At 67.9% G+C, this 14,983-nt stretch carries 12 protein-coding genes and 3 pseudogenes; 9 read left to right on the forward strand and 6 right to left on the reverse strand.

Features of this window, described 5'->3' with window-relative positions:
• Positions 1–163: 163 nt before the first annotated feature.
• Entirely contained in the window at positions 164–1,054 is an 891-nt protein-coding gene (locus tag ACFV9O_RS37225; protein WP_385426631.1) for an IS630 family transposase, read from the reverse strand.
• Between the two features lie 606 nt (positions 1,055–1,660).
• Here ACFV9O_RS37225 and ACFV9O_RS37230 point away from each other — a divergent pair.
• Both ACFV9O_RS37230 and ACFV9O_RS37235 read left to right on the forward strand, forming a co-directional pair.
• Complete coding sequence (locus ACFV9O_RS37230; RefSeq protein ID WP_385426633.1) at positions 1,661–3,514, forward strand: FAD-binding oxidoreductase; 1,854 nt, start codon at positions 1,661–1,663, stop codon at positions 3,512–3,514.
• Between the two features lie 468 nt (positions 3,515–3,982).
• Positions 3,983–4,387 (forward strand): zinc ribbon domain-containing protein, encoded by a 405-nt coding sequence (locus ACFV9O_RS37235; protein ID WP_385426656.1) that lies wholly within the window; start codon positions 3,983–3,985, stop codon positions 4,385–4,387.
• Positions 4,388–4,656: 269 nt separating this feature from the next.
• Here ACFV9O_RS37235 and ACFV9O_RS37240 read toward each other — a convergent pair whose 3' ends face one another.
• Positions 4,657–5,202: a MarR family winged helix-turn-helix transcriptional regulator gene (locus tag ACFV9O_RS37240; RefSeq protein WP_385426636.1), complete on the reverse strand. Its 546-nt coding sequence runs from the start codon at positions 5,200–5,202 to the stop codon at positions 4,657–4,659.
• 174 nt (positions 5,203–5,376) lie between these two features.
• Here ACFV9O_RS37240 and ACFV9O_RS37245 point away from each other — a divergent pair, with 174 nt between their 5' ends.
• The 7 genes and pseudogenes from ACFV9O_RS37245 to egtD all read left to right on the forward strand — a co-directional run bounded on the left by ACFV9O_RS37245 (position 5,377) and on the right by egtD (position 11,121).
• Positions 5,377–5,652 (forward strand): YceI family protein, encoded by a 276-nt coding sequence (locus tag ACFV9O_RS37245; protein WP_385426639.1) that lies wholly within the window; start codon positions 5,377–5,379, stop codon positions 5,650–5,652.
• A gap of 103 nt (positions 5,653–5,755) precedes the next feature.
• On the forward strand, positions 5,756–6,319 hold the full coding sequence (locus tag ACFV9O_RS37250; protein ID WP_385426642.1) for an NADPH-dependent FMN reductase: 564 nt from the start codon (positions 5,756–5,758) through the stop codon (positions 6,317–6,319).
• A gap of 321 nt (positions 6,320–6,640) precedes the next feature.
• Complete coding sequence (locus tag ACFV9O_RS37255) at positions 6,641–6,877, forward strand: hypothetical protein (RefSeq protein WP_385426645.1); 237 nt, start codon at positions 6,641–6,643, stop codon at positions 6,875–6,877.
• Positions 6,874–7,884 carry a glutamate-cysteine ligase family protein gene (locus ACFV9O_RS37260; RefSeq protein WP_385426648.1) on the forward strand — a complete coding sequence of 337 codons (1,011 nt, stop codon included), beginning with the start codon at positions 6,874–6,876 and terminating at the stop codon, positions 7,882–7,884. The genes ACFV9O_RS37255 and ACFV9O_RS37260 overlap by 4 nt, the downstream gene beginning before the upstream one ends.
• A 19-nt stretch (positions 7,885–7,903) precedes the next feature.
• Positions 7,904–9,343, forward strand: coding sequence for an ergothioneine biosynthesis protein EgtB (gene egtB, locus ACFV9O_RS37265; protein ID WP_385426650.1), 1,440 nt, complete (start codon positions 7,904–7,906; stop codon positions 9,341–9,343).
• Positions 9,343–10,035 (forward strand): annotated as a pseudogene (egtC, locus tag ACFV9O_RS37270) (ergothioneine biosynthesis protein EgtC); the annotation flags it as partial. The gene egtB and the pseudogene egtC, both read left to right, overlap by 1 nt.
• Before the next feature lie 96 nt (positions 10,036–10,131).
• Positions 10,132–11,121 carry an L-histidine N(alpha)-methyltransferase gene (egtD, locus tag ACFV9O_RS37275; protein WP_385426658.1) on the forward strand — a complete coding sequence of 330 codons (990 nt, stop codon included), beginning with the start codon at positions 10,132–10,134 and terminating at the stop codon, positions 11,119–11,121.
• 243 nt (positions 11,122–11,364) lie between these two features.
• Here egtD and ACFV9O_RS37280 read toward each other — a convergent pair whose 3' ends face one another.
• The 4 genes and pseudogenes from ACFV9O_RS37280 to ACFV9O_RS37295 all read right to left on the reverse strand — a co-directional run.
• Positions 11,365–11,892: a hypothetical protein gene (locus ACFV9O_RS37280; protein WP_385426653.1), complete on the reverse strand. Its 528-nt coding sequence runs from the start codon at positions 11,890–11,892 to the stop codon at positions 11,365–11,367.
• 293 nt (positions 11,893–12,185) lie between these two features.
• A pseudogene (locus tag ACFV9O_RS37285) lies at positions 12,186–12,596 on the reverse strand (ornithine cyclodeaminase family protein); the annotation flags it as partial.
• A gap of 405 nt (positions 12,597–13,001) precedes the next feature.
• Positions 13,002–13,415, reverse strand: a complete 414-nt coding sequence (locus tag ACFV9O_RS37290; RefSeq protein ID WP_385426661.1) for a CoA-binding protein — start codon at positions 13,413–13,415, stop codon at positions 13,002–13,004.
• Positions 13,416–14,141: 726 nt separating this feature from the next.
• Positions 14,142–14,693: pseudogene (locus ACFV9O_RS37295) on the reverse strand (FAD-dependent oxidoreductase); the annotation flags it as partial.
• Positions 14,694–14,983: the final 290 nt, after the last annotated feature.

Genomic DNA, 14,983 nt, shown 5'->3' on the forward strand with positions numbered 1-14,983 from the left:
AGCCTGTAACCCCCGGATGGAACGAGGATCCTTGGGCAATTCCCCAGGCTTCGCACCCCGCGATTACTCGCAACGCACGCTGGGGCGGGAACGAGTCCTGCGCACTGACTCGGGTCTTACACCTTCGACATCAGTCGAACCTCCTTGGTGATTCCCACTCTTCTCAAGCGACTTCGTGTCGCACGATCTGGTTCAGCCACGAGGAGCCGACGGGAGTGAAATGGAAGTGGACTTGCGGGTTCTTGACCAGCCACTCCTTGACCTCGGGTGTGGTGTGCGTCGAGAGGTTGTCCAGGACGACATGGATGTCCTTCCCCGCGTGCGGTTTGACAGCCTTCTTCAAGAAGGCCAGGAAATCCTTGCCGTTCCGGGTCGGTCTGCACTCGCCGAGCACTTCACCGGTGGTCACGTTCAGGGCGGCGAACAGGTTCGTGGTGCCGTGCCGGACGTAGTCGGCGGTGCGCTGCTCGCTCGCCGCGAAGGCGACCGGCAGCACCGGCTGGGTCCGGTCCAGAGCCTGGATCTGCGTCTTCTCGTCGATCGAGAGGACCACCGCGCCGCCCGGCGTGGCCAGATACAGGCCGATCACATCGGCCACTTTCTCCGCGAACGCGGGGTCTTTGGAAATCTTGAAGGTACCCAACCGGTGCGGCTTCAGGCCCTCCTCCCGCCAGACGCGCGCAATGTAGTGCCAGGACACGGTGATGTTCTCGGCCCGCTCCAGATACTTCGCCAACTCCCGCGTGGACCAGTGCGAAAGCCCCGTGCCGTCCGGCGGCGTCATGCGCGTCAGCGCAATCACCCGGGCCCGGACCCGCGCCGGCACCTGTTCCCGCGCGCCACCGGGACGCTCACCTTCCAGCCCGGCCAGGCCCTGCTCGGCATAGCGGATCTTCCAGCGGTCCACAGTCGGCAGCGACACCCCGAGCAGCTCGGCAATGTCCTTGCGCCGACGCCCCTCACTCGACCACAGCACGATCCGACCCCGCGTTGCTATGTCCGCAGGAACGTCCCGACTGTTCACCAACTCCCGCAACTCGGCGGCCTGTTCCACGGAGAGCTCCACACCAAGAGACTCTGCCACACAAGATCAAGTAACGCTGACGGAATCACGAGACACTAGGTTCTCGCCCTCGCCCGCCGCACCCGCTGCCATGTCGCGACCGACAGACGGACGAGCAAAACACCGCCGTCGCCCTCGCCGCCGGCATCAGCGGACCACCGCACCCACGGCACAACCGAGGCCCATCATCGCGGTCGTCCGTGACCACAACCGGCCGTCTTTGCCCATGAAACATTATTTCTTCCTCAGCATCGGCGCCGGAGGCACGGCCGACGGCGCGAAACCCTCGGCGGACCGGCGGCTCTCCCAACTCGGCCGTACCATCCTGCGCATGAGCCAGGACAATGCCTGGAATGATGCCGGTGAGCTCGCTGGTCAGCGTGGTACTGAGGGCCGTCCACGGGCCAGGCATATCGGTCTCGGCCGGAACGAACCCCTCCAGCGTCCCGGACCCGCCTCAGCCCACGTCAGGGCACACAAAAAGCACCACCGGCGCGCGCCACGGATTTACCACGCCCGAGTCTTATCCGTAGACATCAAGTCGGTGGATTCGGACTAAGAAGAATGGGCCTGCTTCGGCAGTGCACCCACCACTGGATGCCGCTCATGTCGAAAAGTCCAGTGCGCGTACTGCGGTCGCCGAAGTCGCGACAGAATGACCACCTCTCCGACAATGCGAACATCAAGCCCCCGCCGGATTCACCCCGCTGGGCTAATTCATGCCCACCCGCGCACGTCCTCATTCAGCATGTCGTCATCGCCCTCAATTGGCGTGTCGGGCAAAACCGCCATGATCACCCCTGTTACTCTGCGGGTCGCAGGGAATGTCCACAAAGTATTCTACGCGCCAGTTGGCGGACACGATTTGCCTTAGTGGAATGCGGGCGTAGCCCGGTCGAGAGGATATGGACCATGCACGACTTTTCTCGTCGCGGCCTGCTCAAGGCGACGGCGGCCGCAGGTGCCGGCGCGGTCGCCGTCCCGGGTATTGCGGTCGCAGGCGCCACGGTCGCGAGCGCCGCGAGCAAAAGGCCCGGGGGCCCGAAATGTGAGCCGGCGGAGCTGACCGGCCGCATCGTCCGCCCCCAAGACTCCAACTACACAGACGCGCGCCTCGGCTGGGACCAGCTCTTCTCTCACTATCCGCTGGCCATCGTCTTCGCCCAGAACACCCAGGACGTGGTCAACGCCCTCACGTGGGCGCGGCAGAACGACGTCGCGCTGCGGGTGCGGAGCGGCCGCCACGCCCTTGAGGGTTGGTCGAACGTGGACAACGGCCTCGTGATCGACATCAGCGAGCTGAAGTCGGTCGACATCGACGCCGACTCGCGTATCGCGACAGTCGGCTCCGGGCTCAGCCAGCTGGAAGCGGTGACCACGCTCGCGAAGCAGGACTTCGCGGTGACCACCGGAACGGAGGGCAGCGTAGGCCTGTCCGGTGCGACGCTCGGCGGCGGCTTCGGCTTCCTCACCCGCTGGCTCGGCATGGCCTGCGACAGCCTTGTGGGGGCCGAGATCGTCGTCCCGTCGGGTGACGACTGCGGCAAGGTGATCCAGGCGGATCGGCACCACAACTCGGACCTGCTCTGGGCGCTCCGCGGGGCGGGGAACGGCAACTTCGGGATCGTCACGTCACTGACCTACAAACTGGCTCCGCTGAAGAGCGTCGCTTATCTGCAGGCGACGTGGACGGGCATCGGTGACCTCGCTGCCATCTTCGAGGCGTATCAGCGTACGGCACCGTTCACCGACGACCGCCTCGGTACCCAGCTCGAGATCCACAGAAACCAGATTTTCCTGTTCGGGGTTCTCGCCGAAGGATCGCCGGAAGAGGCGAAGCAGTTGCTGGACCCGATCCTGTCGATCGACAGCCCCGACGTCACTGTTCAGGTCGGTAACTGGGGCGACGTATACGCGGGATTCCAGATTCCGATCGAGCTCGAACCCGCCAACTGGAAGTTCTTCTCGCAGTTCGCCAGAAAGCCGTTCCCGAGTGAGGCGATCGACGTGGTCGCCTCGTTCATTCAGAACGCCCCGACGGATGACAGCAACTTCTTCGTGCAGGCCTTCGGCGGGGCGGTCAGGAAGAGCCCCCGCGGCGGCACCGCGTTCCCGCATCGCGACGCGCTCTTCTACTCCGAGCCCGGCGTCGGCTGGGGGAAGCGCAGTGACGAGCCGGGCGTCTGCGACCCACTCACCCCCCAGGCCCAGACCTGGATCGCCGAGTTCAGCCAGGCGCTGCGGCGCTACGTGAACGGCGCCTACGTCAACGTGCCGAACATCGGGCAGCAGGATTGGGAGACCGCCTACTGGCGAGACAACTTCGACCGGCTGCGCGAGATCAAGGCGAAGTACGACCCGCACAACGTCTTCCAGTACGAGCAGAGCGTCCCGCCCGCGACAGATGGTGACCGGCATTCACACTCGGGACCCCGACAGGCACTGTTCTGACCTGAGCCACCGAAGGACAGCCACGATGGCGGGTGCGCCGACTGAGCACCCGCCACGTGTGTTTCCAGCAACCCCGCGCCTGCCTCAGCCCCGGGCTCTTGGCCCGGGGCCAAGTCTGTTGCCGCCCCGTTCGAGGTCGTCCGCGCGTGGTGGTTCGGGTGCTCGGGAAAGGTTCGAGGGGTCAGGGGATGCGGATGCCGGCGAGGAGCTGCTGATGCATCTGGTTCAGGGCCTTCGCGTCTGCCGTGGGACCGGCAGTCACCATCTGAAGTTGATGTCCCGCCGCCAGGCTGAGGCGTCGACGGCCACCCTCGCATCCGCCTGAAAGTCCAACGCGCTGCCGCTGCCGTTCGGAACAGCAACCATCCACGCCCAACCGAACGGCAAGCGGGATCACTACTGCCCTTCATGTCCCCGTGACCTGCGAGAAGAGGATGTGACACAGCTTCTCAACATTTCTCAACTCCTCTGTCGGTCCAGGGCGTTGTCGCTGATGCCGCCTTCGCAGAGTTTCGCCGCCGGCTCGCCTGCAAAACCGTGTGGAACGGCGGTCGGCTCGAAGTCGCCGACCGCTGGTTCCCCAGCAGCAAGACGCGTTCCGGATGCCAGGCGGTGAAACCCAAACTGCCTCTTGGGGTACGGACGTACGTGTGCGAACACTGCGGACTCGTCCTCGACCGGGACGAGAACGCAGCACTCAACCTCGCCGCTCTGGTGAAGCGGCACGTCGCCGGGAGTGGCCCGGAGACGGTAGACGGACGTGGAGCCGACCGTAAGACCCCGCCTCGCGGGGCAGGTGGCCGTGAAGCGTCTACCCCGCATCGATCCTCCCGGGATCAAGCGAGACGGGGACCTTCGCCCGGTCACGGGTGAATCACCGAGATTCGTTGAAACTCAGTGAACGGAAGCAGCCAGAGGTCGACATACACACACGGAGAGGAGTCCATACCTCGCCTTGTGGAAGGACGTAGTAGACAGTGCCTGTGTCGGGTTCGATGCCGAACGACCATTGCAGGCCATTGATCCGGCATCGGCTCTCGGTTCCGCCACGCCCGGACGGGGAAGGGCATCGCCACCGTGGCAGCCGTTGTCCCGGTCGATGCGGGACGCCGGATGCCCGGCGTCGCTCGCATCGGGGTCCGTCACCGGGTGGCGTCCCGGTGTGGAAGCTGCTGGGCGGTGTCCTTGCTGGTGCAGGCCTGCTGCTCCCGGCAGTCGATCCTCTCGCTGATCTTCTCGGCGGCGGTGCGCAGACTGTCCAGTTCGGCGGGGTCGAGAACGTCGAAGACGAGGTCGCGTACCCGGGCCACGTGTCCTGGGGCGGCCTCGACGAGATGGGCGTAACCGGCGTCGGTCAGGATCGCGTGGGTGTAGCGGCCATTGGTGGGGTCGGGTTCGCGGCGGACCAAACCCCGGCGCTCCAGCCTGCTGATCATGTGGGAGAGACGGGACTGCTCGGAGTTGGCGAGGACGGCCAGGTCGCTCATGCGCATGCGGTGTCCCGGCTGGTCGGACAGTCCGGCGAGGACGTAGTACTCGAGGTAACGGAGGTCCGCGTCCTGCTGCAGCTGCGCTTCCAGGGCGGCGGGCAGCCTGTGCATCATCCGGCCGAATTGCTGCCATGTCTCCAGCTCCGCCGGGGTCAGCCAGCGGCGCTGATCGTTCGGGTGCGGAGGCTGTTCAGGCATGCCCGGAGTCTATCTGGCATGAACGTTCACGAGTCCCAGTCCGCACTTGAATTTTCATATGTCGTTGCCCTAGGGTGTGACATGAAAGTTCAAGTGAAAGGGCGTCCTGCGTGACCGCCGAGGGTTTTCCGCCGGGCGAGTACCTCATCGACTCGCGCGTGCGGGCCGTCGCCGATGCGACCAGCTTCAGCAGCGGTAGCGCGGCGCGCGATCGGCAGGTGCTGCTCGCGGACGTTCCTGGACACCGGCAGTCACCCGGGCGTCACCTTCACTTCCACCGGTGCCCGGTGTGACGCCAACGGCACGTGGAGGCTGAACGGCCTCCTGGCGGCCCGTGGCGTCCGGGCGCCGGTCGTGTTCACCGTGACGCGGGCTCGGATGCTCGATGAAGACCTCGAGTTGACCGCTCGGCGACGGTGGACCGTTAAGCACACAACATCACCGCCATGAAGGCATGGCAGGCCGGTACCTGTGGCTCAGCGCCGCGATCCGCGCCCGCCGCGCATCCGCCGGCTCGGCCTCGCACCGGCCGGCCTATCAAGGAGAAGACCGCATGAGTGACCTGAAGATCGCCGTCATCCTCGGCAGCACCCGACCCGGCCGCAACGGCAAGGTTGTCGCGGACTGGGTGGTGGACCGGTCCGGCGCCCGCACCGGCGTCGAGTACGAGCTGGTCGACCTCGCCGACTACCCGCTGCCCCACCTGGACGAGGCCATCCCACCGGCCATGGGTCAGTACCAGGGTGAGCACACCAAGGCATGGGCGGCCAAGATCGCCGAGTTCGACGGATACATCTTCGTGACCCCCGAGTACAACCACTCCACCTCCGGCGTACTCAAGAACGCGATCGACTACCTGTACGGCGAGTGGAACAACAAGGCCGCCGCCTTCGTCTCCTACGGCTCCCTCGGCGGCGCTCGGGCCATCGAGCACCTGCGGGCCGTGGCCAGCGAACTGCAGCTGGCTCACGTGCGCCAGCAGCTGTCCTTCTCGCTGTTCACCGACTTCGAGAACTTCTCCGTCTTCAAGCCGGGCGAGCAGCACGACGCTGCCGCGACCACCCTGTTCGACCAGCTGGAGTCCTGGGCCCGCGCCCTCAAGACGGTCCGGGTCTGACGCCCTCGCCCGTCGGAAGGCGGGCGACGGGAAGACCGTCCATCTGAGGCGAGTCCCGGAACGGACTGCGGTCAGGTTCCGGGACCGCACCCGAGAGCCCCACGATCTGCGGAAACGTCTGAACCTGGAGAAATGGCCTGTGGCAGCCGAGAAGGCGCAGGCCAGCGGGCATGCCGTTGCTCACCCCGTTCCAACCCCGTGTATTCCGTGCGCCGCGTCGGACGGCGAGTTCGAGTCTGCCGTGCCGACTGCCCTCAGCGTTCGCATGTCGACCTCCCGTACACCCGAACCGCATCAGCCTGTGAGAGAGGAACAGAGACCGTGACGAGTGAACTGACAGAGGAGGATGCGGAAGCGTATATGCACGGTGTGTGTTTCAAGACCGGCCCGCCCGAGCGGACCGGTGTGGAGACGGAGTGGCTGCTCCAGGACTGCCGCGACCCTGAACTGCCGGTATCCGTCGACCGGTTGAACGCGGCCCTCGCGCCGGCCGAAGTCGCGGGCGCCCTGCCCGGGGCAGCAGGATCACCCGTGAGCCGGGTGGGCAGGTGGAGTTGAGCTCTCCTGCGGCCCTGTCCCTCACCGCGTGCGTCGAGGCGATGGCCGCGGATCTAACCGTACTGCGCGAGGCGGTCGAGAGGGCCGGCCTGATACTGGTCGGCCGGGGTCTCGACCCGTACCGCGAACCGCCTCGCATACTCGACCATCCCCGCTACCGGGCCATGGAGAGGTTCTTCGACCGCGAGGGCCCCTCGGGCCGCGTCATGATGCGGCGTACCGCCTCCGTCCAGATCAACCTGGACGGCGGGGATGAGTCCAACAGTTTCTCCGGCTATCGCTACCGGTGGGAACTCGCCCACCGTGTCGGCCCCGTCCTCGTAGCCGCCTTCGCCAACTCCCCGATCATGGACGGCCGGCCCAGCGGATGGCTGTCCACGCGCCAGGCCGTCTGGTCCCGGATGGACGCCAGCCGCACCCACCAGCCCCGCTACCACGCCGACCCCCGCGTCGCCTGGACCCGCTACGCGCTCGACGCGAAGGTGATGTGCATACCGGGCGACGACAACGGCGACTGGTCCGCGCCCCCGGATCTGACCTTCCGCGACTGGCTGCGCGGCACACCAGGACTGCGGCGGCCGACCCAGGCCGACCTGGACTACCACCTCAGCACCCTGTTCCCGCCCGTCAGACCGCGCGGCTGGCTCGAACTGCGGATGACCGACGCACAGAACGGCGACGACTGGATCGTGCCGACTGTGCTGGCCGCGACCCTGCTCAACGACCCCGCTGCCGCCGATGCCGCCTACGCGGCAACGGAGCCGCTCTGCCAGGACATACGGCCCGTCCCCTCCGACGACATCTGGCAGCGGGCGGCTCGCATCGGCCCGGCCGACCCGGACCTCGCCAAGGCGGCCCGCGCCTGCTTCGCCGCGGCCGACAGCGCCCTGGCGCGCCCCGGGGCCTCTGCGGTCCTGCGGCAGGCGCTGGCCGATTTCGCCGAGCGCTACCCAGAACGTGGCCGATGCCCCGCCCATGACCAACCGGACGCGCTCCGCCGCACCTGACCCTCCGAAAAGGCATGCCGTGACGAACTCTCACACCGACTCCAGTACGGCCCGAAACGGGGCCACATCCCACCCCACTGCCGCACCATCCCAAGACGCACCCGCTTCCCCGGCCGAGGGGACAGCCGTACGACCGGCCGGGACCCCGTCCGCCGCCGCTCGCACCGCGCTGGAGACCGCCCGACGCCGGACCCTGAGCCTCACCGACCCGCTCACCGACAACGACCTCACCGCCCAGCACTCACGGCTGATGTCCCCCCTGGTATGGGACCTCGCCCACATCGCCAACCAGGAAGACCTGTGGCTGGTGCGCACCGCCGGCCGTCGCCCCGGACTGCGCCCCGACCTCGACCCGCTCTACGACGCCTTCCAGCACCCCCGTGCCGACCGCCCGGCCCTGCCCCTGCTCGACCCGGCCGCCGCCCGCGACTACTTGGACGCGGTCCGCACCGAGATCTGGGACGTGCTGGCAGGTGTGGACACCTCACCCGACAACCCCGATCCGCTGCTTGCCGACGGCTTCGTGTTCGGCATGCTCGCTCAGCACGAACAGCAGCACGACGAGACCATGCTCGCCACTCTCCAACTGCGTAAGGGCGCACCCGTCCTGCACGCGTCCGCACCGCCCCGCGCAGCCGCCGACGCCGCCCGGCTGCCCCGCGAAGTGCTGATCCCCGGCGGCCCGTTCACCATGGGAACCAGCACCGAGCCGTGGGCCCTGGACAACGAACGCCCGCACCACACCGTGGACGTCCCCGCCTTCTGGCTGGACACAGTGCCCGTCACCAACGCCGCCTACCAGGAGTTCATCGCGGCCGACGGTTACCGCGACGCCCAGTGGTGGACGCCCGAGGGCTGGCAGCACGTCCAGGAGACCGAGCTCGAGGCGCCCTTGTTCTGGCACCGGGAGCACGGGCGGTGGCTGCGCCGCCGGTTCGGGATGATCGAGGAAGTCCCCGCCGACGAACCCGTACTGCACGTGTGCTGGTACGAGGCCGACGCGTACGCCCGCTGGGCGGGGAGGCGGCTGCCGACCGAGGCGGAGTGGGAGAAGGCGGCACGGCACGACCCCGCGACGGGCCGCTCCCAACGCTATCCCTGGGGCGACGCGGAGCCCGGCCCCGAGCACGCCAACCTCGGGCAGCGACACCTCCAGCCGGCCCCAGCCGGCAGCTACCCGGCCGGGGCCGCACCCAGCGGCGCCCGGCAGCTGATCGGCGACGTCTGGGAGTGGACGACCTCGGACTTCACCCCCTACCCCCACTTCACCGCCTTCCCCTACAAGGAGTACTCCGAGGCCTTCTTCGGCCCCGAGTACAAGGTGCTGCGCGGCGGCGCCTTCTCCGTCGACCCGGTCGCCTGCCGGGGCACCTTCCGCAACTGGGACTACCCGATCCGGCGGCAGATCTTCGCCGGCTTCCGCACCGCCCGAGACACGTCCGAGAACGGACGCGCCTGATGTGCCGCCACCTCGCCTACGTAGGCCCGCCCGTCACACTGGCGCGACTGCTCACCGAGCCCCCGCACAGCCTCTACGAGCAGTCCTGGCAGCCGGCCAGACAGCGCCACGGGACGGTCAACGCCGACGGATTCGGCGTCGGATGGTACCCGGACGAGCCTGACACCACCTCCGGGGGTGACGCCGGGTTCCCCCGGCCCGCCCGCTACCGGCGGGCGGTGCCCATCTGGGCCGACGCGAACCTCCCCGAGCTGACAGGGACAATCCGCAGCCACGCGGTGCTGGCCGCCGTCCGCTCGGCCACCGAGGGCACCACCCAGGACGAGACGGCAGCCGCGCCCTTCCGCGACGGCCGCTGGCTGTTCAGCCACAACGGCGCCGTCCCCGACTGGACACGACTGCCCACCGACCTCACCCCCGCCGAGATGCTGGCCCTGGACGCACACAGCGACTCGGCCCTGCTGTGGGCCATGATCGTGCGACGCCTGCGGCAGGGCGAACCACCCGCCGGCGCCCTGGCTGCGGTGGTCCGTCAGGTCGCCGAGGCCAGGCCCACCGCCCGGCTGAACTTCCTGCTCACGGACGGCCACACCATCGCCGCCACCGCCTGGGGCGACACCCTGTGGTACCGCACCGGACCCGCCACGGCGCTCGTCGCCTCCGAGCCCGACGACACACCCGGTGACTGGCGGGAAGTCCCCGACCGCTCCCTGCTGCTGGCCACCACGGCCGGCGTCCGGATCCTCCCACTGCACACCCCACGCCCACACCACAAGGAACCACAGCTGATGACCGACGGCGGTTTCACCCTCGCCGACCGGCTGCCCGCCGACTACTTCACGACGACGCTCCATGCCGACGTGCGCGACGGCCTGGGCAGTGCGCCGCGCACGCTGCCGCCCAAGTGGTTCTACGACAAGCGCGGCAGCGAGCTGTTCGAGCAGATCACCCGGCTGCCGGAGTACTACCCCACTCGGGCCGAACAGGAAATTCTCACCCGCCGCGCCCCGGAGATCGCCGCACTGACCCGGGCCACCACCCTGATCGAGCTGGGCTCCGGCTCCTCCCGCAAGACCAGGCTGCTGCTCGATGCCCTCACCGCCACCGGCACACTGCGCCGCTACGCGCCCCTGGACGTCAGCGCCCCCGCCCTGGAAGAGGCAGGCCGCGCGATCAGCCGCGACTACCCGGGGCTTACTGTCTCCGCCACCGTGGCCGACTTCGAAACCGACCTCGCCCTGTCCGACGAGCCCGGCCCGCGCCTGCTGGCATTCCTCGGCAGCACCATCGGCAACTTCGACGCCGAGCAGCGCGGCGCCTTCTACCGCACCCTGTCCCACACACTCAGCAGCGACGACGTACTTCTCCTCGGCACCGACCTGGTCAAAGACCCCGAGATCCTCATCCGTGCCTATGACGACGCGGCCGGCGTCACCGCCGACTTCAACAAGAACGTGCTGCACGTCCTAAACCGCGAGCTCGGCGCCGACTTCGACCCCGACCTCTTCGATCACATCGCCCTGTGGAACCCCGAATTCGAGCGCATCGAGATGAGGCTGCGCACCCGCACCGCCCAGACCGTCAAGATCCCCGACCTCGATCTCACCCTCGACTTGGCCGCGGGCGAGGACCTGCGCACCGAACTGTCGTGCAAGTTCCGCCGCGACGCTCTCACCGCCGAACTCAAGGAGGGCGGCTTCACCGTCCGCCACTGGTGGACCGACCCGGCCGCCCGCTTCGCCCTCGTCATGGCAGTGCCGAACTTGAAGCGTCTCTGATCAGCTAAGCGATCCCATGCAAGACGTGGTGTCTGGCGTGGGTTGTGCCCACCGTGGAGGGGTGGCCTGGGCGTGGAGGTGGAATCCCGCGCCCAGTGCTGCTCCGCGTGGCCGGTGTCGGCTGGTGGGTGTGCTGATCGTCGTCACGTCCTGGTGCCGGTGGGCTGCGCGGGGCAGTCGGATATCGGTGTCGTTGCACGCCGGCACTGGCGCACCCGATGTTCGACTCTGGCCGTGTAGGCGTCAGGAGAGCAGGTCGATCTTCTGTCCAATGTCATGCTGTTCTGCCTGCTGGTAGGCGACCCACGCCAGAGCAAGGTCTTGCCAGGGAAGTCCGACAGGCGCGTAGACGGAGCGGTCCGTCGCGCTGGTACGTCCTGGATGGTCGCCACGCAGAACCTCGCTGAGTGTGGCCTGAGCAGCCGAGGCTGCAAGGCTGGCGGCCGACAGAGCGCCCATGGTCGCGGCGAGTTCTCGGTCGTCCACGACCAGGAGTGCAGATTCCAGCAAGTCGGCAGAGAGTTCCTGTTTGCCGGGTTCGTCGGCTCCCAGGCTTGTGACGTGCTGCCCTGGCCGCGTATCCGCCAGCCGGAGCAGCGGTGAGCGTGACCAGGTGGCGAGCAGGACGACGTCAGCGGCCGCGGTGACCTGTGTGGCAGATGTCAGGAGGCGGCCGTTGTGGCGTGAGGCGAAGGCGTTGGCGCGATCCGGATCTGAGTCGTAAACGACGATCTCGCGATGCCGTCGCAGGGTACTCAGGCCACGCACCATGAGCTCGTGTCGAGGTTCAGGGTCATCTGTCCAGATAGGTACACGGTCACGTGTACAGGCGGCCGTACGCCACAGCGGAGGGGCCGCCCGATAGCCAGCCGCTTCTCACGGGTTGGGGGGCGCAGTCCAGAGTGGCCGCGCAGCGGCCATCGCGTCAGCGACGCCCGAAGGGCGCTCTTGACGGCGGTCACCGACCCGCACAATCAGCAGTCGGGCGGCCCCGGCCCGCCCACCAGGGTGGACACATGAGCTTGTACGCGGCTGGTCACGTGAGGTTGTACGCCGACAAGCTCGGCCTGTGCGCCTGCGCCGATCACTCCGAGTACTGAGCCGTCCGTAGGTGCGGGGCCGGCGAGAAGGTGGGTTCCCAGGGCCGCAGCCAGTCCAGTGCGCCATGCGGTGATGGTGGCGGAATCCATCAGCGCGAGGAGCTCACCGTTGTGGCCGCTGTGAAGGCAGACAACTCCGCGCAGAGCTGGTCGGGCTCCCGGGAATTTGGCGTTGACCTTCATCGTGTACGCCTCGATGCCAGGCAGTACACCAGGGATCAGAGCCGTGGCCGTTCCGGGAAATGGCAGGTCAGTACGTATCCGTTGCCCGGCTATCGGGGAGACGGCTGCGCGGAAGCCGTCGCGCAGCGCAGCTATGCAAGACACCGGCTCCAGCACGGCCTGCAAGTCACTTCGAGTCAGTAGGCGGGTCATTCGCTCATGATCTCTCAGGGCTCCATCGGTTTGCGCTCAGGCGCTGGCCTGGTTGCAGGCTCCGTGAGTTCGTCGTTCCGGCAGCACGGATGTGGGGCTCGCGCTGCCAGCAGGACTGCTCGCGGTGATCATTTCGCGGTTCCGCGGAACCGGGCCGTGGATCGGCACCGCGGCGGTCCGCAGACGGGCCATCCGTTCCCGGTGGCGCAGCCACCACTACAACGGACACTGGCCGCACCGATCCCGGCAACAGCTACCGCCCAGCGCGACCGAGCAGCCCGCAATCGTGCACGACCTCGACGAGCGAAGCCTGCTCCGCACCAGGGTTTTCCGGCGGCATCAACGAGGATCGGATACGCCGCGTGACCTGCAACGACGACTCTTCGAGCCCCAGGCTGGGGAGCGTCAGCCCAGCCCCAGCCGGGGTATCTCCCGTCCCGGGGAGCGGTCCATCACCATCAGCAGGCCGGCCTCGCGAGTCCTGTCGTAGGCGGCCTCGTCTATGACGCCCAGCTGGAACCAGACCGCCTTGGCGCCGATCGCCACAGCCTGGTCGGCGACGCCTCCGGCGAGGGCGGAGTTGACGAACACGTCCACCACATCCACCGGGAAAGGGATCTCCGCCAGCGAAGCGTAGCCCTGCTCACCGTGCACCGTCTCGGCCTTTGGGTGCACGGGCACCACCCTCTTGCCGATGCGCTGCAGCTTCTCGGCCACGCGGTAAGCGGCCCGTTCGGGGTTGTCGGACAGGCCCACCACGGCCCAGGTGTCTCCGGCAGTGGTGAGAATCTGCCTTACTGTCGCGTCATCGCCATAAATCATCATGCCCGGCACCGCCGTGCGGTGGTGAGTTCCGCACCAGTTACCGCCAACCGCATGATCATGGGGAGCGCCGGGTCTGTGGACTTCGTCAGTCGCATGAGTAGACGTTAGCCGGTTTGAATACTGTATGCAATAGTCGTCAACGGGAGCAGCAGGGGAAGATCCTCATCCGCCAGGAGCGCCGCCCGCACCAACTCGGAGTGCGCCGCTCCGCGGTACGGAGCTCGGCTACCCGACGGCCACCGAGTACGAGGTCCCACCCGGGTGCGCGCACACTCATACGACGGCGGCCTTGCCCCCGCCCGCGACGTACCGAACCGCACCTCCCTCCAATCTGTGGGCTTGATCCATCCCAAGGTCCGCATGTAGTCGAACTCGACTCGCCTCACCCCCGAGACGGTCGGCGGCCTGGTCGGGACCGAGCGGGGTGGCGGCGATCAGGACGGCCAGGTCTTCGGCGCGCAGCTGCCAGACCAACCCGTACGAGTCCTGGTGGCGGCGGGCGTATTCGACCGCCACGCTCGTCTTCCCGACGCTGCCGAGGCCGTGCAGCACGAGCAGACGAGGACTCGGCGTCCCTTCCGGGCCCCGCGCCGGAGCCAGCCGCTGGCCCATCGTGGTGAGCAGCAGGTCCCGGCCGATCAGTCCGGGTACCCTCGGATCGAGTCCGAACGGCCGGGTGGGTACGGCCTGCTGATGGATGATCGTCCGCTGGTCGACCTGCAGATCGCCGCCGACGTACACGGCGGTGAGCTCCACTGAACGGGACTCCGCCGGGTGTGCTGAGCCCTCCGTCCCAGCGGCCGGTTCGGGCAGGCCGACCGCGACCAGCATGGTGCCGCCCTCGCCCAGGCCGGCCAGGCGCTCGCGCAGACGCAGCGCCGAGGACCAGCCGGTCACATCGAAGGCATACTCGGCCACGCCGGGGACGCCATGGTGGGCTACGGAGCTGCCGAGCGCGTAGAGAAGCGTGTCGTACGCGAGCTCGCCGTCGCCGTCCTTGCCGGTCACGGCGACAGTCCTGCGCTCGGGGCCGACGCCGGTGACGCGCGCCAGGCGCAGCCGCGCCCCGGTGCCCGCGAATACGTCGGCGAGCTTGCGGAACGCGAGGTCCTGGCCGATCGCGAGCTGGTGGAGCCGCATCCGCTCAACGAAGTCGGGCACGGCGTTGACGACGGTGATCTCGGTGTCGGCGGGGGAGAGCCGGCGGGCCAGGTTTCCAGCGGCGAAGGCCCCGGCGTATCCGGCGCCGAGTACGACGATGCGGTGCTTTATGGCGTTGCTCCTGTCTCGTTCGCGTGCCTTTTGAACGGGACGGCGTCCCGATTGCTGACAGGAGCCGGGTGTGACGCGGGTCGCCGAACTAAGACGAGACGGCTGAGCCTCAGACAGGCGCTTGGGCCTGCCTTGGGCAGTCGAAACGGGGCGATGGCCAACTACGGATCGAGATGGCCAACTATCGGTTGTGACTGAGTGGTGTGCATCGTGAAGTAGCAGGTCACGGGCCTGGTGTGATTCCGTGCCCGGGTGCTCGTGCTGGTCGCGCGCGGCAGTCTGCCGTGTAG

This window comes from Streptomyces sp. NPDC059909, from assembly GCF_042730885.1.
Lineage (GTDB): Bacteria > Actinomycetota > Actinomycetes > Streptomycetales > Streptomycetaceae > Streptomyces.